Raw genomic sequence first — 19,343 nt, forward strand, 5'->3', positions numbered from 1 at the left:
AAGTGGGAGGACGGATGAACACGCTCGGAGTCGCCCTGGTCGGCCACGCCTTCATGGGTGCGGTCCACTCGCAGGCGTGGCGGACCGTGGGGCGGGTCTTCGACCTGCCGATGCGCCCGGAGCGCGCGGTGCTGTGCGGTCGTCGCAAGGACGCCGCGCGGGAGGCCGCCGCGCGGTTCGGCTGGACCGAGTCCACCGACGACTGGAAGTCCGTCCTGGTGCGCGACGACGTGCACCTCGTCGACATCTGCACCCCCGGTGACAGCCACGCCGAGATCGCCATCAGCGCGCTGGACGCGGGAAAGCACGTGCTGTGCGAGAAACCGCTGGCCAACTCGGTCGCCGAGGCGGCGGCCATGGAGGAGGCGGCGAGCCGCGCGCGGCGCAACGGGATCTTGACCATGGTCGGCTTCAACTACCGACGCGTGCCCGCGCTGGCGCTGGCCCGATCGTTGATCGCGGCGGGCCGCATCGGGACCGCGCGCCACGTGCGGGCGAGCTACCTGCAGGACTGGTTGGTCGATCCGCACGCCCCGATCAACTGGCGGTTGCGCGCCGAGCGGGCGGGCTCCGGGGCGCTCGGCGACCTCGGGGCGCACCTGGTCGACCTGGCGCACTACCTGCTCGACGAGGACGTCGTGTCGGTGTCCGGAGCGCTGGAGACCTTCGTCGCCGAGCGACCGCTGCCCGACGAACCGGGCCGGGCCGGACCCGTCACCGTCGACGACGCCGCGCTGTTCACCGCCCGGTTCCGCGGCGGTGCGCTGGGCACCTTCGAGGCCACCCGGTACGCGAGCGGGCGGAAGAACGGCCTGCGGATCGAGATCAACGGGAGCGCGGGGAGCTTGGCCTTCGACTTCGAGTCGATGAACGAGCTCTCCTTCCACGACGCCGGCGAACCGGCCGAAACCGCCGGATTCCGGCGAATACTGGCCACCGAACCCGGGCACCCCTACCTGGAGGCCTGGTACCCGCCCGGGCACGTGCTCGGCTACGAGCACACCTTCGTCCACGAGCTGCGGGACTTCGTCACCGCCATCGCCGAGCGCGGCGCGCCGGCACCGGACTTCGCGGCCGGTCTGCGCGTCCAGCGGGTGCTCGACGCCGTGCAGCGCAGCGCGGCGCACCACAGCAGGTGGATGCCGGTGTCCGAGGGGGAGTCATGAGCCCCGACCTGCTGGAGATGCGCGGCATCGTCAAGGAGTTCCCCGGGGTTCGCGCCCTCGACGGGGTGGACCTGCGGGTGCGCGCCGGGGAAGTGCATTGCCTGCTCGGCCAGAACGGTGCGGGCAAGTCCACGCTGATCAAGGTGCTCTCCGGGGCGCACGCACCCGACGGCGGCGCGATCAGCTGGCAGGGCGGGCAGGTGGCGCTCGGCACGCCCGCCGCGGCGCTGCGGCGCGGCATCGCCACGATCTACCAGGAGCTCGACCTGGTGGAAGGGCTGACGGTCGCGGAGAACGTCTTCCTCGGCCACGAGCTCGCCAAGGCGGGCTTCCACCGCAGGAGCGCGGCCCGGCGAACGGCGGCCGAGCTGCTGGAGCGGCTGGGCCACCCGGACATCTCCCCGGACGCCGAGGTCGGCGATCTGCCCGCCGCGCACCGGCAGCTGGTGTCGATGGCGCGGGCGCTCGGCCACGACGTGCGCCTGCTGATCATGGACGAACCGACGGCCGCGCTCTCGGCCGGCGAGGTCGACAACCTCTTCCGCGTGATCGGCGAGCTCACCGCCGAAGGCGTTGCCGTGGTCTACATCTCGCACCGGATGGACGAGATCAGGCGAGTGGGCGACCGCGTGACGGTGCTCAAGGACGGGCGGACCGTCGCCGACGGGCTGTCCGTCCCGGAGACCACCACCGCCCGCTTGGTCGCGCTGATGACCGGGGGCGAGCCGCCCGAGGTGAACGCTGGCCGGAGCACCGCCACCGACCGGCCGGTGCTGGAGGTGAGCGGGCTGAGCAGGCGCGGCGAGTTCGCCGACGTCGACCTCACCGCGCACGCCGGGGAGATCGTCGGCCTGGCCGGCCTGGTCGGAGCCGGGCGCAGCGAGATCCTGGAAACCGTCTTCGGGGCGCGCGCGGCGGCGTCCGGCCAGGTGCGCGTCGACGGTCGGCGGGTGCGACCCGGCAGCGTGTCCGCCGCCGTGGCCGCGGGCATCGGGCTCACCCCCGAGGAGCGCAAGAGCCAGGCGCTGCTGCCGCAGCTGTCGCTGGCGGCCAACCTCACGCTCGCCTCGCTGGCCCGGCACAGCCGCTTGGGCTTCACCAAGCTCCGCGCCGAGGCGGGCAGCGCGAGCGATGTGGCCGAGCGCCTGCAGATCCGCCCCAGCGAGCCGCGAACCCCGATCTCGGCGTTCTCCGGCGGCAACCAGCAGAAGGCCGTGATCGGCCGGTGGGTGCTGCGCGGTTGCCGGGTGCTGCTGCTCGACGAGCCGACCAGGGGAGTCGACGTCGGTGCGCGCGCCGAGATCTACGCCCTGCTGCGCGGGCTGGCCGCGGACGGGATGGCGATCGTGCTGGTCTCCAGCGACATACCGGAGGTGTTGGCGTTGGCCGATCGGGTCCTCGTCGTGCGCGACGGCACCGTGGTGCGCACGGCGCCGGCCAACGAGATCACCGAGTCCGACGTGCTCGAAACGGCCATGGAGGCATCGGCGCGATGAACGAGCGAACCCTCACACCGACCGCGAGCGCGACGACGTCGAAGCTGGGGCGCTGGTGGTCGCGCACCGACATCCGGCTGGTCGCGCTGCTGCTGGTGCTGCTGGTGCTGTGCGCGGTGGGCTACGCGACGCGACCGGACGCCTTCCTCACCGAGGGCAACATCTCCACCGTGCTGCGACTGGCCGCGGCGATCGGCGTGGTCAGCGTCGGCATGACCTTCGTGATCTCGGCAGGCGGGATCGACCTGTCGGTCGGTTCGATCGTGGCGCTGTCCAGCGTGTGGATGACCACCTGGGCCACCCAGTCCTACGGGGTGGCGGTGATGGTGCTGTGCGCCGTGCTGGTCGGCACCGGTTGCGGGCTGGTCAACGGGCTGCTGGTCGCCTACGGGCGGGTGGTGCCGTTCATCGCCACGCTGGCGATGATGGCCTCTGCCCGCGGCCTGGCCGAGCGCATCAGCGGGCGCCAGACGCAGGTCGTCGACGCCCCCGGGTACAGCGCGGTGTTCAACGCCGACCTGCTGGGCGTGCCCGTGCTGATCTGGATCTTCCTGATCGTGTTCGCCGCGGGCTGGGTGCTGCTCAACCGCACCACGTTCGGCAGGCGGACGCTGGCCGTCGGGGGCAACGCCGAAGCCGCGCGCCTCGCCGGGATCGACGTGCGCAGGCACACCGCGCTGGTCTACGCGCTGGCCGGGTTCTGCTGCGCGATCGCCGCGATCATGGTCGTCGCCCGGACCACCTCGGGCGCGTCGACCAACGGCATGTTCTACGAGCTCGACGCGATCGCGGCGGTCGTCATCGGCGGCACGCTGCTGACCGGTGGCCGCGGGAGCATGACCGGAACTCTGCTCGGCGTGCTCATCTTCACCACGCTCAGCAACGTCTTCACGCTGAACAACCTGGAAACCGACGTCCAGAACATCGCCAAGGGCGCGATCATCGTGCTGGCGGTCCTGGTGCAGGCGCGAACGCGGCGCCGCGGCTCGACGAGCTGAACTCCCTGCCACCTCACCCCATCGGAGAACCGTCATGGCAATGCTGCCCGAAACCTCCCGTCGAAGACTGCTCCTCGGAGCCGGTGCGCTCGGTGCCTCCGCGCTGGCGACCGGCTGCGTGGCCAACGATCCGCCGCAGGAGCGCAGCGCGGCCCCGGTGGCCGCCGGCGGGGACAACGCCGAACCCGGCAAGCACGTGCGGATCGGGTTCTCCGCACCGGCGGCCGACCACGGCTGGCTGGCCGCGATGACCACGAACGCTCGCGCGCAGGCGGAGAAGCTGCCGGACGTGACGTTCCGCCCCACCGAGGGCAGCACCGACGTCAACCGGCAGATCGCCCAGGTCGAAACGCTGATCAACGAGAAGGTCGACGTGCTGGTCGTGCTGCCCGCCGACGGCAAGGCGCTCACCGGCGTGGCCCGCGAGGCGATGCGAGCGGGCATCCCGGTGGTCAACGTGGACCGGGTCTTCGACTCCCCGGAGGCCTACCGGCTCTGGATCGGCGGCGACAACTACGGCATGGGGGTCAACGCCGCGGACTACATCGCCGAACAGCTGCGCGGGCGGAACGTCGACGATCCGGTCATCGCCGAGGTCGCGGGCACCGATTCGCTGCCGCTGACCCAGGAGCGCAGCGCGGGCTTCCGCGAAGGGCTCGCCAAGCACGGGCTGCGCGTCTCGCGCCGGGTCGCCGCCGAGTTCACCGCCGAGACCGGCGAGCAGGAGATGACCAACCTGCTGCAGGCGGCCTCCCGGTTGGACGCGGTGTGGAACCACGACGACGACCAGGGCATCGGCGTGCTGGCGGCGGTGGAAGCGGCGGGGCGCGACGAGTTCTTCCTCGTCGGCGGTGCCGGATCGCGCCAGGTGATGGATCGCATCAAGGCCGGCGACAGCGTCGTGCGCGCGACCGTGCTCTACAGCCCCTCGATGTGCTCCTCGGCGATCTCGCTGGCGCGGCTGCTCGGCCAGGGCCGCGGCATGTCCGATCTCGCCGAGCACGAGGTGCCGCGCTCGGTGACCACCTACTCGGCAGTGGTGACCGGGGAGAACGTCGACCGCTACCTGGACATCGGCTTCGCCTCCTGACCTCGGACGAGAGGAAGTCCCATGAGAACCGCACCGTTGGCGCTGGCCGCGCTGCTCGCGAGCGCCGCAGCCGCACCCGCGTGGGCCGCCGCGGAACCCGGAGAACCGGCCGTGCTGGTGTTCTCCGAAACCGCGGGGTTCCGGCACGAGTCCATCGAGGACGGCATCGCGGCCATCGAGGAGCTCGGCGAGGAGCACGACTTCCGCGTCGAGGCCACGGAGGACTCCAGCAGGTTCGACGACGCCGAGCTCGCGCGCTTCGACGCGGTGGTGTGGCTGTCGACCACCGGCGACGTGCTCGACGCCGGGCAAGAGGCGGCCTTCGAGCGCTACGTCCGCGCCGGCGGCGGCTACGTCGGCGTGCACGCGGCGGCCGACACCGAGTACGACTGGCCGTTCTACGGCGAGCTCGTCGGCGCCCACTTCGACAGCCACCCGCGGATCCAGCCGGCCGAGATCCGCGTCGAGGACCGCCACCACGACTCGACCGCGCACCTTCCGCCCAGGTGGGAGCGCACCGACGAGTGGTACAACTACCGCACCTCGCCGCGGCCGGACGTGCACGTGCTGGCCGCGCTGGACGAGCACACCTACGACCCCGGCGACGGGGCGATGGGCGACCACCCCATCGCCTGGTGCCACGCCGTCGACGCCGGCCGCGCCTTCTACACCGGCGGCGGGCACACCGCGGAGTCGTTCACCGATCCCGATTTCCTGCGCCACCTGCTGGGTGGCATCCGCACCGGGCTGGGCCACGCCCGCTGCTGAAGCTCCAGTTCCTCCCCGACGACGAGGAGTGACCCGTGAGATCCCTGCGATTACTCGCCGCGGCCGTCGCCGCCGCGACCGCCACGACAGTCCTGTCGGCCACGGCGGCCCAGACCGCCCCACCGCAGCAGGAAACGCCGTTCGACCAGATCACCCTGGCCAAGGGCGCCGACAAGGTCGGTGAGCCGATGGCCATGGCGGTGCTGCCCGACCGGAGGGTGCTGCACACCTCCCGCGACGGAACCGTCCACCTCACGAGACCGGACGCGACCACCACGCACGCCGCCGAGATCCCGGTGTACAACCACGACGAGGACGGGCTTCAGGGCATCGCGATCGACCCGGACTTCGAGCGCAACCGCTGGGTCTACCTGTACTACGCACCGCCGCTGCAGACCCCGGAGGGCGACGCGCCGGAGCAGGGCGCTCCCGCGGACTTCGCGCCGTTCGACGGGCACAACGTGCTGGCCCGCTACAAGCTCACCGACGCGGGAACCCTGGACATGACCAGCTTCCAGGAGATCCTGCGGGTGCCCGCCCAGCGCGGGATCTGCTGCCACGCGGGCGGCGAGATCGACTTCGACGCGCAGGGCAACCTCTACCTCTCGACCGGGGACGACACCAACCCCTTCGCCTCCGACGGCTACACCCCGATCGACGAGCGCCCGGAGCGCAATCCGGCCTTCGACGCGCAGCGGAGCGCGGGCAACACCAACGACCTGCGCGGCAAGCTGCTGCGCATCCACGTGGAGCCGGACGGCAGCTACACGATCCCGCGCGGCAACCTCTTCGAGCCGGGGACGCCGAAGACCCGCCCGGAGATCTACGCGATGGGCTTCCGCAACCCGTTCCGCTTCGCCGTGGACCGCGAGACCGGCTGGGTCCACCTCGGCGACTACGGGCCCGACGCCGGTGCCGCTGATCCGAACCGCGGGCCCGGCGGGCTCGTCGAGTACAACCTGATCAAGGGTCCGGGCAACTACGGGTGGCCCTACTGCATCGGGGACGACCAGCCCTACGTCGACCACGACTTCGCCACCGGGCAGTCCGGGGAGCCCTTCGACTGCGCCGCGCCCCGCAACGAGAGCCCGAACAACACGGGACTGGTCGAGCTGCCACCGGTGCAGTCGGCCTGGTTGCCCTACGACGACGGGTCGGTTCCGGAGCTCGGCTCCGGGCCGGAATCGCCGATGGGCGGCCCCGTCTACCGGTTCGACCCGGGCCTCGAATCGCCGGCGAAGTTCCCCCGCGAGTACGACGGCGCGTTGTTCAACTACGAGTGGGACCGCGGCTGGATCAAGTCCTTCGACCTCGGCCCGAACGGGGAGCTGCGCGGCATCGAGCCGTTCTTCGAGTCCATGCAGCTGCGCAGGCCGATGAACGTCGAGTTCGGCCCGGACGGCGCGATGTACGTGCTGGACTACGGATCGAGCTACTTCGGCGGTGCGGACGACTCCGCGCTCTACCGCATCGAGCACAGCCCGAACGGCAAGACCCCGGTGGCGCAGGTCAGCGCCGACGTCACCGCGTCCGGCGAGGCGCCGCTGACGGTGAACTTCGACCCGGCCGGAACCGCCGACCCGGACGGGGACGATCAGCTCAGCTACGCCTGGGACTTCACCAACGACGGCACGGTCGACTCCACCGAGCAGGGGCCGGTCAGCCACACCTACACCGAGCGCGGCGCGCACACCGCGAAGCTCGCGGTGACCGACTCCACCGGCAAGACCGGCTACGCCAGCGTGCAGATCGTGGTCGGCAACACGCCGCCGGAGGTGCGGGTCGAGATGCCGCCGAACGGCGGGGTGTTCGCCTTCGGCGAGCAGGTCCCGTACCGGATCTCGGCCACCGACGCCGAGGACGGGCAGACCGACTGCTCCGCCGTGGAGGTGAGCTACGCGCTCGGGCACGACACGCACGCCCACCCGCTGACCTCCGAAACCGGTTGCGAGAGCACCATCGACGTGCCGGCCGACGAGGGCCACGGCTTGGACGCCGACATCTTCGGCGTGCTCACCGCGAGCTACACCGACGGGGGCGCGGAGGGCTTGCCGCCGGTGACCGGCAGCGCCCGGGTGGTGCTGCAGCCGAAGAACAAGCAGGCCGAGTTCTTCACCGACTCGCAAGGCGTCGAGGTCGTCTCCGAGCCGGGTGCGGCCGGTGGCCGCAAGGTCGGCGCCATCGACCCCGGGGACTGGATCTCGGTTGACCCGGTGAACCTCACCGGTGTGGACGGCATCGGCTACCGGGTCTCCGGGGCGGGCCCGGGCGGCACCATCGAGGTCCGGGCGGGGTCGCCCGACGGCCCGGTCGTGCAGACCGTCCAGGCGCCCTCCACCGGCGGCGGGGACCAGTACGCGGACGTGCCGCCGTCCCCGGTGACCGATCCCGGTGGTTCCGGACCGCTGTTCTTCACCTTCCGCGGCGAGGGCAGCGGCCTGTTCGAGCTGGACGCGGTGCACTTCACCGGTGCGGGGGTCTCGCAGCCCGCGCCGCCGGAAGCCGCCGCGGCCGCCCGAGCTGAAGGCGACGTCCCCCGCTGAACCGGCGCGCGGTGGCGGCCTGCGAGCCGCCACCGCGCCCGTCCCGGATGCGGGCTCCGCGTGCCGCGGGCGTCGCGCGAGGAGCGCACCGCCACGCGGAACGAGTTCCCAGCAGCAGGCTCTGAGGAGGTGTCCACGGTGGAGAGCACAGGACCCGGCCGCACCGGCATGTGGTTGATCGGTGCGCGCGGCTCGGTGGCGACCACGGCGATCGTCGGTCTGCTCGCGCTGCGGGAGGGGGTGATCGCACCGACGGGGTGCGTGACCGAACTGCCCGACCTGCGCTCGGCTCCGCTGCCCGGCTGGGACGAGATCGTCGTCGGTGGGCACGACATCTCCGCGACGGGCCTGCCCAAGGCCGCCGAGCACCTGGTCTCGGCGGGGCTGCTGCCCGCGCGCGTGATCGGCGCGGTCGGCGGCGGGCTCGGCGCGGTCGAGGACGAGCTGCGCACCGGCTACGCGACCGGGGACCCGGGCACCCAGGCGGCCGCCGTGGAGCGGTTGAGCGGGGACATCGAGGACTTCGCGCAGCGCAACCGGTTGCGGCGGGTGGTCGTGGTCAACCTCGCCTCGACCGAACGGCCGTGGCCGGATCGCCCCGAACACCACGACCCGGGAGCTCTGGACGCCGCGCTGAGCTCCGGTGACCCGGTGCTTCCGCCCAGCGGGGTGGCGGCGCGCGCCGCGATCCGCGCCGGATGTCCCTACGTCGAGTTCACCCCGTCGATGGGCATCGACCACCCGGCGCTGCGCGAGCTGGCCGACCGGGCCGGCGTGCCCTACGCCGGGCGCGACGGCAAGACGGGGGAGACCTTGCTGCGCACGGCGCTCGCCCCGGTCTTCATCGAGCGCGGGCTGAACGTGCGCTCGTGGGCGGGCACCAATCTGCTCGGCGGTGGTGATGGGGCGACCCTGGCGGACCCGGAAACCGCGGCGAGCAAGCTGGAGTCGAAGTCCAGGGGACTGGCCGCCCTGCTCGGCGGCGAAGTCGAGGCACCGCTGCACATCGATCACGTCGCCGACCTGGGCCAGACGAAGGTGGCGTGGGACCACGTGCGCGCCGAGGGCTTCCTCGGCGCTCCCGTGACCCTCCAGCTGAGCTGGTCGGGGTACGACTCCGCGCTCGCCGCGCCCCTGGTGCTGGACCTGGTGCGGCTGATGGCGCTCGCTCACCACGCGGGGCGGCGCGGGCCCCTGGTGGACCTCGCGTGCTTCTTCAAGGACCCCTTCGGCGAGGTCGAGCACCGCTTCGACCACCAGGTGCGGCGGTTGCACGCGTGGGTCCGCGCGATCGAGGAGGAACGATGAGGAGGTTTCGCGCGCTGGTCGAGCTGACCCGCGCACCCGCAGCGCTGACGGTGCTCGGCGACAGCGTCACCGGCGCGGTCAGCGCCGGGCGCCGCTTGCGCGGCAGGAGAGCGGTGCTGCCCGCGGCCTCGGCCGCCGCGTACTGGGCGGGCATGGTGCTCAACGACTGGGCCGATCGCGAGGTCGACGCCGCGGAGCGCCCCGAGCGCCCCATCCCGTCCGGCCGGATCGAGCCGGTGCTCGCGCTGGGCCTCGCGGCCGGGCTGGGCGGTGCCGGCCTGCTGATCGGCGCCGCGGCGGGGCGCTCCCGGCAGGCCACCGCGCTGCTGGTCTCGGTGATCGGCTACGACGTGGTGTTCAAGCCGAATCCGGCGGGGCCGGTCTCGATGGCGGCGTGCCGGGCGCTGGACGTCCTGCTGGGCGGCGGGCGCGACTCCTGGCCGGCCGCCGCCCGGGTGGCCGCGCACACCTGGGCGGTCACCTCCCTCTCGCGCGGCGAGGTGCACGGCGCGTCGCCGCGCACCGCGGCGACGGCGGCCGCGGTCACCGGGCTGATCACCGCTTCCCTCCCGCTGGGCTGCGCCTCCCCGGCGCACCGGGCGGCGGTGGTGTCGCTCGGCACCGCCTACGCGGGCGCGGTGGGCGGGCCGCAGTGGCGCGCGCGTGCGGATCCGCGCGCAGCGCGGGTGCGGGAGGCCACCAGGAGGGGCGTGCACGGCACCGTGCTGCTGCAGGCGGCGCTGAGCGCGCGCCGGAACCTCCCGGCCGCCGCGGCGCTGGTGGCGGTGTTGCCCGCGATCGAACTGCTGGGGAGGAAGGTGTCGCCGACGTGAGCGTGCTCCTGGGGTACGGGACGAACGGGTTCGCCAACCACCGCCTGACCGATGCGCTCCGGGTCATCGCCGATCTCGGCTACGACGGCGCAGCCCTCACCCTCGACCACCACCACCTCGATCCGTTCACCGACGACCTGGCCGAGCGGGTGCGCGCGGTGCGCTCGGAGCTCACCGGTCTCGACCTGTCGGTGGTGGTCGAGACCGGGGCGCGCTACCTGCTGGACCCGAAGCGCAAGCACCACCCGACCCTGGTCTCCGACGACGCCGGGCGAAGGGTGGACTTCCTGCGCAGGGCCGTGCGCATCGCCGCCGAGCTGCGCTGCGGCGCGGTGTCGTTCTGGTCCGGCGTGCGCCCCGCCGACACCGACCCGGAGGTCGCCTCGCGAAGGGTGCTGGACGGGCTCGCGGAGGTGCTGCCCGAGGCCGAGCGCGCGGGGGTGGTGCTCGGCCTGGAGCCCGAGCCCGGCATGTTCGTCGAGACGGTCGCCGACGCGCTCGAGGTGCGCGCCCGGCTGGGCGCTCCCGCCAACCTCGGGATCACCCTCGACGTGGGCCACTGCGTGGCCGTCGAGCGCGAGTCCGCGGCCGACCTGGTGCGGCAGCTGGGCGAGCTGCTGGTGCACGTCCAGCTCGACGACATGCGCCCCGGCGTGCACGAGCACCTGGAGTTCGGCGAAGGGCTGCTCGACCTGCCCGCGACGATGGCCGCGCTCGGCGAGGTCGGTTTCGCCGGCTTGGCCGCGGTCGAACTGCCCAGGCACTCGCACGCGGCACCGCAGGTGGCCCGGCGCGCGATCGCGGCGGTGCGGCGATCGCGCCACCCGTGGCTGGCCGACGCGGTGGACTCCGTGCGCCGCGATCCGGGCCGGATCGCGAGCCTGTTCCCGGCGGTGGGTCGCCACGTCGGCCGCGAACCGATCCGCCCCGACGACCCGCTCGGGCTGGTGGGCGGGACCGTCGACGACCGCGCGCGCACCGGCCTGCTGCTGGCCCTGGCCGAGGTGCTGTCCCCCGAGGAGCTCGCCACCGAGGTGACCGCGCTCTACCGCTACGGGGACGACGCCGAGCGCCGCGGCGCGCTGCGCGCCCTGAGCAGGCTCGACCGGCCGGAGATCCGCGCGAGCGGGCTCGAGCTGGTGCGCGATGCGTTGCGCGCCAACGACGTCCGGCTCGTGGCCGCTGCTCTCGGGCCCTTCGCGCGTCACCTGGACGACCACGAGTGGCGGCACGGAGTGCTCAAGTGCCTGTTCACCGGGGTGCCGCTGGCGGCCGTCGCCGACCTCCCGGGCCGCTGCGACGCCGAGCTGCGCCGGATGGTCGCGGACTTCGCCGCCGAGCGCCGCGCCGCCGGACGCGAGGTCCCCACCGACGCCAACGCGATCCTGGAGTGCTGATGCGCCTGTTCGACCCGCACGTCCACATGACCTCCCGGACCACCGACGACTACGAGGCGATGCGCGCGGCCGGCGTTCGCGCGATCACCGAGCCGGCGTTCTGGCTCGGCCAGCCCCGGACCGGCGTCTCGTCGTTCACCGACTACTTCGACTCCCTGCTGGGCTGGGAGCGATTCCGCGCGGCCCAGTTCGGAATCCGGCACCACGCGGCGATCGCGCTCAACCCCAAGGAGGCCAACGACCGCCGCTGCCGCGAGGTCCTGGAACTGCTGCCGCGCTACTTGGCCAAGGACGGCGTGGTGGCCCTCGGCGAGGTCGGCTACGACTCCATGACCGCCGACGAGGACGAGGCGTTCGCCCACCAGCTGGAACTGGCGCTGCGCGCCGAGCTCCCGGTCCTGGTGCACACCCCGCATCGCGACAAGCGGGCGGGCACCCTGCGCACGCTCGACGTCGTGCGGGAGTCGGGCATCGCCCCGCAACGCGTGCTCGTCGACCACCTCAACGAGACGACCGTCGAGCTCGTCGCCGAAACGGGCTGCTGGATGGGGTTCTCCATCTACCCCGACACCAAGATGGACGAGCACCGCGTGGTCGCGCTGCTGCAGCAGCACGGCACGGACCGGATGGTGGTTAACTCCGCCGCCGACTGGGGCAGGTCCGACCCGCTCAAGACCCGCGCCACCGCCCAGGCGATGTTCGCCGCCGGGTTCACCGAGGACGACGTCGACGAGGTGCTGTGGCGCAACCCGGTCGCCTTCTACGGCCAGAGCGGCCGGCTGAACCTCGACCCGCTGCCGGGGTTCAACGCCGATCCGGCGACCTTCGCCGGGAACTCCGTGCTGCGCGGCGCACGCCCCGAGGAGTGATCACGTGCTCTGCTACTGCACCAACGTCCACCCGGCCGAGGACCTGGACGGCGTGTGCGCGCAGCTGACCGAGCACGCCGCGAGCGTGCGGGCCCGCCTCGGCGCCGACGAGCTCGGCGTCGGGCTCTGGCTCGCCGCCGACCTCGTCGCGCAGTTGTGCGCCGACCCCGCTGCCCTCGGCCGCCTCCGGTTGACGCTGGACGACAACGGGCTCGTGGTGGAAACCCTGAACGCGTTCCCGTACCGGGGATTCCACGACGCGGTGGTCAAGCGGCGGGTGTACCAACCGCGCTGGTGCGATCCGGAGCGGTTGCGCTACACCGCGCAGTGCGCCGAGGTCCTGGCCGCGCTGCTGCCCGAGGGCGTGGACGGGAGCATCTCGACGCTGCCGCTGGGGTGGCGGGAACCGTGGACCCGCGACGACGAAGCGGCCGCCCGGCACAACCTGGACCGCCTCGCGACCGCGCTGTCCGAGCTGGAGCTGCGCACCGGTCGCCGGGTGCGGGCGGCGGTGGAGCCCGAACCCGGCTGCCTGCTCGACGATGTCGACGACGCGCTGCGCTGGTTGCGGGGGACCGACGGCACCTACCTCGGCCTGTGCCTGGACACCTGCCACCTCGCGGTCTCCTTCGCCGATCCGGCAGCCGCGGTGCGCGACATCGAGGCCGCGGGCGTCGACGTGGTCAAGGTGCAGGCCTCGGCCGCGCTGCACGCCGACGACCCCGCGGCTGCCCGCGCCGAGCTCGCTCGCTACGCGGAACCGCGCTACCTGCACCAGGTCCGCGAACTGGCCGCGGACGGCGTGCTGCGCTGCGACGATCTCGACGAGGCGTTCCGGCGACTGCCCGCGGCCGGGCCTTGGCGCGTGCACTTCCACGTGCCCCTGCACTGGACCGGTACCGCGCTGCGGCCCACCACCGACGTGCTGCGCCGGACGCTGCAGGCGCTGCCCGACCCGCTGCCCACCGTCGAGGTCGAGACCTACACCTGGAGCGTCCTGGCCGACCCGCCGGACGACCTCGCGGCGGGCATCGCCGCCGAACTCGACTTCACCCGCGAACTCCTCGACCAGCGGAGCGCTCGATGAAACCCGTGGTACTGCTCGACGTCGTCGGACTCACGCCGAAGCTGCTGGAGCACATGCCGAACCTGCGGTCGCTGACCGAGCAGGGGTGGCGGGCCGAGCTCGGCACCGTGCTCCCAGCGGTCACCTGCAGCGCGCAGTCGACGCTGCTGACCGGGCGCATGCCCGCCGAGCACGGAATCGTCGGAAACGGTTGGTACTTCCGCGAACTCGGCGAAGTCCACCTGTGGCGCCAGCACAACCGGCTCGTGCTCGCCGACAAGGTCTGGGAATCGGCGCGGCGCGAGCGACCGGGCTACACCGCGGCCAACGTCTGCTGGTGGTACGCGATGGGTGCCAGCACCGACTGGACGATCACCCCGCGGCCGGTGTACCACGCCGACGGTCGCAAGTCGCCGGACTGCTACACCAGACCACGCGAGCTGCACGACGAGCTGACCGCTGATCTGGGCGCCTTCCCGCTGTTCCACTACTGGGGGCCGACCGCCGATCTGACCTCGAGCCTGTGGATCGCCGCGGCGACCCGCCGCATCCTGCGCCGACACCGGCCCGATCTGGTGCTGTGCTACTTGCCGCACCTCGACTACGACCTGCAGCGCCACGGCCCGGACAGCCCGCAGGCGCACCGGGCCGCCGGGGACCTCGACGAGGTCGTCGGCGGGGTGCTCGCCGAGGCCCGCGCTGCCGGGGCCGCGGTGGTGGCCGTCAGCGAGTACGGCATCACCGAGGTCCAGCGCCCGGTCGAGCTCAACCGGGCGCTGCGGCGCGCCGGTCTGCTGGAGGTCTACGAGCAGGCCGGCATGGAGTACCTGGACCCGTGGACCTCCCGCGCGTTCGCCGTCGCCGATCATCAGGTGGCGCACGTCTACGTGCGCGACCCGGCCGACGTGGAGCGGGCGCGCTCGGTGGTCGCCGAGCAGCCCGGCGTCGACGAGGTGCTCGATCGCGCGGCGCAGGCGCGGTTCGGCCTGGACCACCCGCGCGCCGGGGAGCTGGTCGCGGTCGCCGAACCCGCGTCGTGGTTCGCCTACTACTACTGGCTCGACGACCAGCGGGCCCCCGACTTCGCCAGAGGGGTGGAGATCCACCGAAAGCCCGGCTACGACCCGGCGGAGCTGTTCTTCGATCCGGCGGACCCGCTGGTCAAGGCCCGAGCGGCGCTGAACCTGGCGAAGAAGAAGGCCGGGCTGCGGTACGCGATGAACGTGGTTCCGACCGACCCTGGCGCGGTCCGCGGATCGCACGGCCGCTTGCCGGACGACCCGGCCGACGCGCCGGTGCTGCTCTGCTCCGAGCCGTGGGCGCCGGCCGCGGTCGAGCGCTCCGGGCGCCTGGCCGCGACCGACGTGCACGACCTCGTCCTGTCCCTGCAAGGCATCCGATGAGAGGAAAGCCATGACGCTCTCCCGCCGTTCCCTGCTGCGCACCGCCACCGCCTTGGCCGCCGCGGGCTCCGTCGCCGCTCCCGGGGCCGCGATGGCGCGCCGCAGCGGGCGAATCTCGCCCGAGGCCATCAGCATCCAGCTCTACACCCTGCGCGACCAGCTCGCCGCCGATGTGGCGGGGACGTTGCGCGACGTGGCCGAAATCGGCTACCGCTCGGTGGAGACCGCGGGCACGCACGGGCGCAGCCCGGCGGAGTTCCGCGCGATCCTGGACCGGGTCGGTCTGCGCGCCACCTCCGGGCACCACGGCCTGGACCGGGACGTGGAGCGGATCATCGCCGACGCCCACGTCCTGGGGCACCGTTCCGTCGTCGTGCCCTACGCGGACTTCGCGACCGCCGACGAGTGGCGGGCGTTCGCCGACCGGCTCAACGACGCGGGGCGCAGGTGCCGCGACGCGGGTCTGGTGTTCGGCTACCACAACCACGACCAGGAGTTCGCCGAGGTGGACGGCGTGCGGCCCTTCGACGTCCTGCTGGAGCGCACCGATCCGCGGCTGGTCGGTCTGGAGCTCGACCTGTACTGGGTCGCGCACGCCGGGCAGGACCCGGTCGCCCTCGTCGAAGCCCAGCGGGACCGCATCGACCGGTTCCACGTCAAGGACCGCGCCGCGGACGGCGCCATGGCCGATCCGGGAACCGGAACGATGGACTTCCCCGCCATCTTCGCGCGCGGCGCGGTCCGCGAGTACGTCGTCGAGCACGACAACAGCCCGGATCCGCTGCGCACCGCCCGGGTCGGGCACCAGTACCTCAGCGAGGTGCGCTGGTGATCCCCGACCTGCGCCGAGCGCGCGGCGCGCGAGCACGCCGCTGACCCGACCGGCGCCGGCTTCCGGCGTCCCGGCGCCCTGCCGCGTCCGTCGTCGCAGGGCGCCGCGCGATGCTTCCCGGGTTCAGCGCGACTGGAGCGCGTTCCCGGACAGGGCGAGCTGGCGGCTCTGTGCGACGAGGCGTCCGCGGGAGTCGTGGACGACCGCGTCCTCGTTGAACCAGCCGTCGGCGCTCAGCGCGTCGCAGCGGGTGCGGCCCGCGACCGGGCCCGGTGCCGGGAGAGCGCGCAGCTGGTAGGTCAGCTCCACGGTCGGGCACCAGCCGGTCTGGCCCAGCCCCAGCACCGTCGGTGGGAGCAGGTCGACGGCGACGATCAGCGACAGCGGGTCGAAGTCGGAGCCGTCGGCGAGCTCCATCCAGCCCCGGACCTCCGCATCGGCGGAGCTCCGGCCGCGGAGGAACGCCGCCGACCGCGGGTCGAGCCGGAGGTCGATGTGATCGAGCAGTCCGCCGTCCGCGGGCGGGCGGTGGTCGTGGCACTCGTCGATCGGCGCGATCGGGGACGGCTGCGCGGCCTCCCACTCGTGCGCCGCGTCGGTGATCTCACCCGCGGTCACCGCGGCCTCGACGCAGGTCCTGTCGCCCTGCACCAGGCGGGCGCGCACGCTGGAGAACAGGCGCCCGCGCTTGACCAGCTCGGTGCGCAGCTCGACCTCGCCGATCTCCGGCGAGCGCAGGAAGTGGGCGCTGACCACCAGCGGGTGGGGTCGGCGGGCGGTGCGGAGGGCGGCCTTCGCGAGCAGCGCCATCATGTACCCGCCGTGCGGGTTCTTCCCGATCGACCACTCGCGGTCCAACGTCGAGGAGTGAACCCCGTCGCGAACGGCCGTCACGCTCGTCGCCTCGGCAAAGGAACGCATTCGTCGCACAGTACCTGCTCGAACCGGTCTCGGAATGCTTCGCGATCGGCGACGAGGTCCGTCCCGGCTCCGCCCGCAACCGCCTATTGCGTCGACGTCCTGCGCTGGGCGAAGTCGGCGCGTTCGAGGGCGAGCGAGACCAGCGCGCCCGCGAGCAGTCCCCAGAACGCCGAGTTGATGTTCAGCGGGCTCACGTCCGAGACCGTCACCAGGAAGGCGACCAGCGCGCCCAGCGCGAAGTCCGCGCGGAAGGCGGTGATGAACGCGCCCCGCAGGGCGGGCAGCATCGCCAGGCCGCCGAGCACGGCGATGAACGCCGGCGGCGTCGCCAGCATGAAGCGCACGAAGGCGGGTGCGAAGAGCCCGACGACGACGGCCCCGATGCCGCACACGACGCCAGCGGTGTACTGGCGGGACCGCTCGGTGGAGGCCACCAGCAGCGCGTTCGTCGGGCCGGTCAGGCAGGTCGAGACCGCGCCGACCGCCGCCGCGGGCAGCGACCAGAGCCCGCACAGCACCGCTGCCACGTTGATCGGCGGTCGGTGACCGGCCTGCTTGAGCACCGCGGCGCCCTGGCCGTTCTGGACCACCAGAACGGTGATCGCGAGCGGGACGACGAGTTCGGTGATCGCGCGCCAGGAGAACTCCGGCGCTTGCAGCAGCGGTTGCGCCAGCCAGCCCGCGCCGGTCGGCTCGAAGCGTCCCGAGGCAGCGACGGCGAGCGCACCGGCGATCAGCGCGCCCAATATGGGCGGCAGCAGCTTGCCGGCCCGCGGGAACGCGCTCAGCAGCACGAACGCGATGATCATGGGCACGGCGAGGCCCGCGTCCGCCCCGGTCGCGGTGACCAGGTCGAGCCCGAAGCTCAGGAACACGCCCGCGACCATCGCCATCACGATCGGCATCGGCAGCGCGGCCATGATCGGGCGAACCCAACCGGTCAGGCCGATCGCGAGGATCAGCAGCGCGGTCACCACGAACGCGCCGAGCACCTCCGGCCAGCGCAGGTGGTCCAGCGACGCGCCGACCACGACGGTCCCGGGAATGGTCCAGAAGAACGCGAGCGGCTGCCGGTAGAGCCAGGACGCCAGCGCGGTGAGCACGCCGTTGAGGAAGAACACCCCGAACACCCAGGACGCGAGCTGACCGGAGCTCAGCCCGCCGCCGGCGCCCGCGGACAGGATCACGGCGATCGGTCCGGTGGCCGAGAAGACCAGACCGACCACCCCGCCGGCGATCGAGGACCCGCTCAGGTCCCGGAGCACCCGGCGCGGTCCGGTGGTGGGCGCGGCGGGGCGTTCGAACCGGTGCTGGCGAACGGCTTCGTCGCGGTCGGTCTCGTCGAGCGTGCCGGTCAAGAGACCTCCTCGGTCAGGACGCGCTGGTCCCCGGCTGCCGGGTGCCGCCCGCGGACACCCGGCAGCCGCGGATCGAACTGCTGCTGGTTCGTCTCGGGCCGCGGGACTCGGTCCGCAGCGCCCCGACCTGGGCGGCCCTCTCAGCCCTCGATCTTCGACGGGTGCGCCGCCAGCGGGGTGACCTCGATGTCCATGTGCGGGAACAGCGGCAGGCCGGACAGCAGCGCGTGCAGCTCGTCGTGGTCGGCGACGTCGAGCACCGAGAAGTTCGCGTACTCGCCCGCGATCCGCCACAAGTGCGGCCACTTGCCCTCGCGCTGCAGCTTCTGGCTGTACTCCTTCTCGCGCGCGAGCAGGTCCGCGCGCTCGTCCGGATCGAGGTCCGGCGGGAGGTTCACGTCCATGCGGATGTGGTAAAGCACTGGTGCGTCTCCTGCGGGATGCGGCTCAGGCGGGGTCCAGGACGAAGCCGTACTCGATGGTCTCCCCACCGTCGGCGGGCTTCGGGTCGAGCATCAGCTCGGGCTTGACGGCCGAGGCGATGTCGTCGTCGTTGTGCTCGTCGCCGGGGAAGTACAGCTGCGCCGTCAGCAGCTCGTGGCCCGGGGCGGAGACCTTGACGTGCAGGTGCGCCGGGCGCCACGCGTGCCAACCGGCCGCGGCGATGAGCTTGCCGCAGGCTCCGTCGGTGGGGATCTGGTACGGGGCCGGGCGGACGGTGCGGATCTCGAAGTTGCCCTCGGCGTCGGTGGTGAACGACGCGCGCAGGTTCCACTCCGGGATGCTCGGCGCGAACTGCGAGTAGAAGCCGTCCGCGTCGGCGTGCCACAGCTCCACCTTCGCCCCGGCCAGCGCCGTGCCGTCGGTGGAGCTGACCCGGCCGGTCCAGGTGAGCGGGGTGCCGGGCTCGTCCTCCCGCATCGGCACCGAGCCGCTCGAACCCCGCTCGGGGGCGTCCGGGACGTAGTAGGGGCCCTCGATGGTGCCCTTGTTGCCCTCGCGGTGCTCGGTGGCGACCTCCTCGACGACGTGCTCGACCCACACGTCGAGGAACAGCGGCCACTCGCCGTCCTCGCCGACGTCGATCAGCCAGGCCTTGAGCGCGTTGTACTCGTCGTAGGTCACCTTGTGCTCGCGGATCGCGGCGTGCACGGCGTCGAGCACGGAGCGGGCCAGCAGGCTGACGCGCTCGGGCGGCGTGCTCTCCACGCCGACGAGCTTGTCGCTCTTGAAGCGCTCGGTCGCGTTGGCACCCGAAGCGGCCGCGGTCGCGGTGTCGCGGGCTGTGGTCATGG

The 19,343-nt window shown here is 72.9% G+C and carries 17 protein-coding genes; 13 read left to right on the top strand and 4 right to left on the bottom strand.

What is annotated here, in order from left to right; all coding sequences use genetic code 11:
* The first annotated feature begins 14 nt into the window (after positions 1-14).
* From ACFQRI_RS00315 to ACFQRI_RS00375, 13 genes are all read left to right on the top strand, one after another.
* The gene (locus ACFQRI_RS00315; protein WP_380662728.1) at positions 15-1,166 is read left to right on the top strand and encodes a Gfo/Idh/MocA family protein; all 1,152 of its coding nucleotides are present in this window, start codon (positions 15-17) and stop codon (positions 1,164-1,166) included.
* Positions 1,163-2,662, top strand: a complete 1,500-nt coding sequence (locus tag ACFQRI_RS00320; protein WP_380662730.1) for a sugar ABC transporter ATP-binding protein — start codon at positions 1,163-1,165, stop codon at positions 2,660-2,662. The genes ACFQRI_RS00315 and ACFQRI_RS00320 overlap by 4 nt, the downstream gene beginning before the upstream one ends.
* The gene (locus ACFQRI_RS00325; protein ID WP_380662732.1) at positions 2,659-3,660 is read left to right on the top strand and encodes an ABC transporter permease; all 1,002 of its coding nucleotides are present in this window, start codon (positions 2,659-2,661) and stop codon (positions 3,658-3,660) included. The genes ACFQRI_RS00320 and ACFQRI_RS00325 overlap by 4 nt, the downstream gene beginning before the upstream one ends.
* A gap of 34 nt (positions 3,661-3,694) precedes the next feature.
* A complete protein-coding gene (locus ACFQRI_RS00330) occupies positions 3,695-4,750 on the top strand; it encodes a substrate-binding domain-containing protein (protein ID WP_380662734.1) in 1,056 nt (351 codons plus the stop codon).
* A 21-nt stretch (positions 4,751-4,771) separates the two neighbouring features.
* Entirely contained in the window at positions 4,772-5,518 is a 747-nt protein-coding gene (locus ACFQRI_RS00335; protein WP_380662736.1) for a ThuA domain-containing protein, read from the top strand.
* A gap of 35 nt (positions 5,519-5,553) precedes the next feature.
* Positions 5,554-8,061 (top strand): PQQ-dependent sugar dehydrogenase, encoded by a 2,508-nt coding sequence (locus tag ACFQRI_RS00340; RefSeq protein ID WP_380662738.1) that lies wholly within the window; start codon positions 5,554-5,556, stop codon positions 8,059-8,061.
* A gap of 168 nt (positions 8,062-8,229) precedes the next feature.
* Complete coding sequence (locus tag ACFQRI_RS00345; RefSeq protein WP_380664544.1) at positions 8,230-9,369, top strand: inositol-3-phosphate synthase; 1,140 nt, start codon at positions 8,230-8,232, stop codon at positions 9,367-9,369.
* The gene (locus ACFQRI_RS00350; protein WP_380662740.1) at positions 9,366-10,202 is read left to right on the top strand and encodes an SCO3242 family prenyltransferase; all 837 of its coding nucleotides are present in this window, start codon (positions 9,366-9,368) and stop codon (positions 10,200-10,202) included. Before ACFQRI_RS00345 ends, ACFQRI_RS00350 begins: the two co-directional genes overlap by 4 nt.
* Complete coding sequence (locus ACFQRI_RS00355) at positions 10,199-11,599, top strand: EboA domain-containing protein (RefSeq protein WP_380662742.1); 1,401 nt, start codon at positions 10,199-10,201, stop codon at positions 11,597-11,599. The genes ACFQRI_RS00350 and ACFQRI_RS00355 overlap by 4 nt, the downstream gene beginning before the upstream one ends.
* Entirely contained in the window at positions 11,599-12,468 is an 870-nt protein-coding gene (locus tag ACFQRI_RS00360) for a TatD family hydrolase (protein WP_380662744.1), read from the top strand. Before ACFQRI_RS00355 ends, ACFQRI_RS00360 begins: the two co-directional genes overlap by 1 nt.
* Before the next feature lie 4 nt (positions 12,469-12,472).
* Positions 12,473-13,555, top strand: a complete 1,083-nt coding sequence (gene eboE, locus ACFQRI_RS00365; RefSeq protein ID WP_380662746.1) for a metabolite traffic protein EboE — start codon at positions 12,473-12,475, stop codon at positions 13,553-13,555.
* A complete protein-coding gene (locus ACFQRI_RS00370; protein ID WP_380662748.1) occupies positions 13,552-14,937 on the top strand; it encodes an alkaline phosphatase family protein in 1,386 nt (461 codons plus the stop codon). Before eboE ends, ACFQRI_RS00370 begins: the two co-directional genes overlap by 4 nt.
* 10 nt (positions 14,938-14,947) lie before the next feature.
* On the top strand, positions 14,948-15,769 hold the full coding sequence (locus tag ACFQRI_RS00375; RefSeq protein WP_380662750.1) for a sugar phosphate isomerase/epimerase family protein: 822 nt from the start codon (positions 14,948-14,950) through the stop codon (positions 15,767-15,769).
* 123 nt (positions 15,770-15,892) lie between these two features.
* Here ACFQRI_RS00375 and ACFQRI_RS00380 read toward each other — a convergent pair whose 3' ends face one another.
* From ACFQRI_RS00380 to catA, 4 genes are all read right to left on the bottom strand, one after another.
* Positions 15,893-16,663, bottom strand: a complete 771-nt coding sequence (locus ACFQRI_RS00380; RefSeq protein ID WP_380662752.1) for a thioesterase family protein — start codon at positions 16,661-16,663, stop codon at positions 15,893-15,895.
* A 110-nt stretch (positions 16,664-16,773) separates the two neighbouring features.
* The gene (locus ACFQRI_RS00385; protein ID WP_380662754.1) at positions 16,774-18,048 is read right to left on the bottom strand and encodes a benzoate/H(+) symporter BenE family transporter; all 1,275 of its coding nucleotides are present in this window, start codon (positions 18,046-18,048) and stop codon (positions 16,774-16,776) included.
* 140 nt (positions 18,049-18,188) lie between these two features.
* Positions 18,189-18,470 (bottom strand): muconolactone Delta-isomerase, encoded by a 282-nt coding sequence (gene catC, locus ACFQRI_RS00390; protein ID WP_380662756.1) that lies wholly within the window; start codon positions 18,468-18,470, stop codon positions 18,189-18,191.
* Positions 18,471-18,495: 25 nt separating this feature from the next.
* Entirely contained in the window at positions 18,496-19,341 is an 846-nt protein-coding gene (gene catA, locus ACFQRI_RS00395) for a catechol 1,2-dioxygenase (RefSeq protein ID WP_380662758.1), read from the bottom strand.
* Positions 19,342-19,343: the final 2 nt, after the last annotated feature.

Source organism: Saccharopolyspora griseoalba (assembly GCF_042665275.1).
GTDB lineage: Bacteria > Actinomycetota > Actinomycetes > Mycobacteriales > Pseudonocardiaceae > Saccharopolyspora > Saccharopolyspora griseoalba.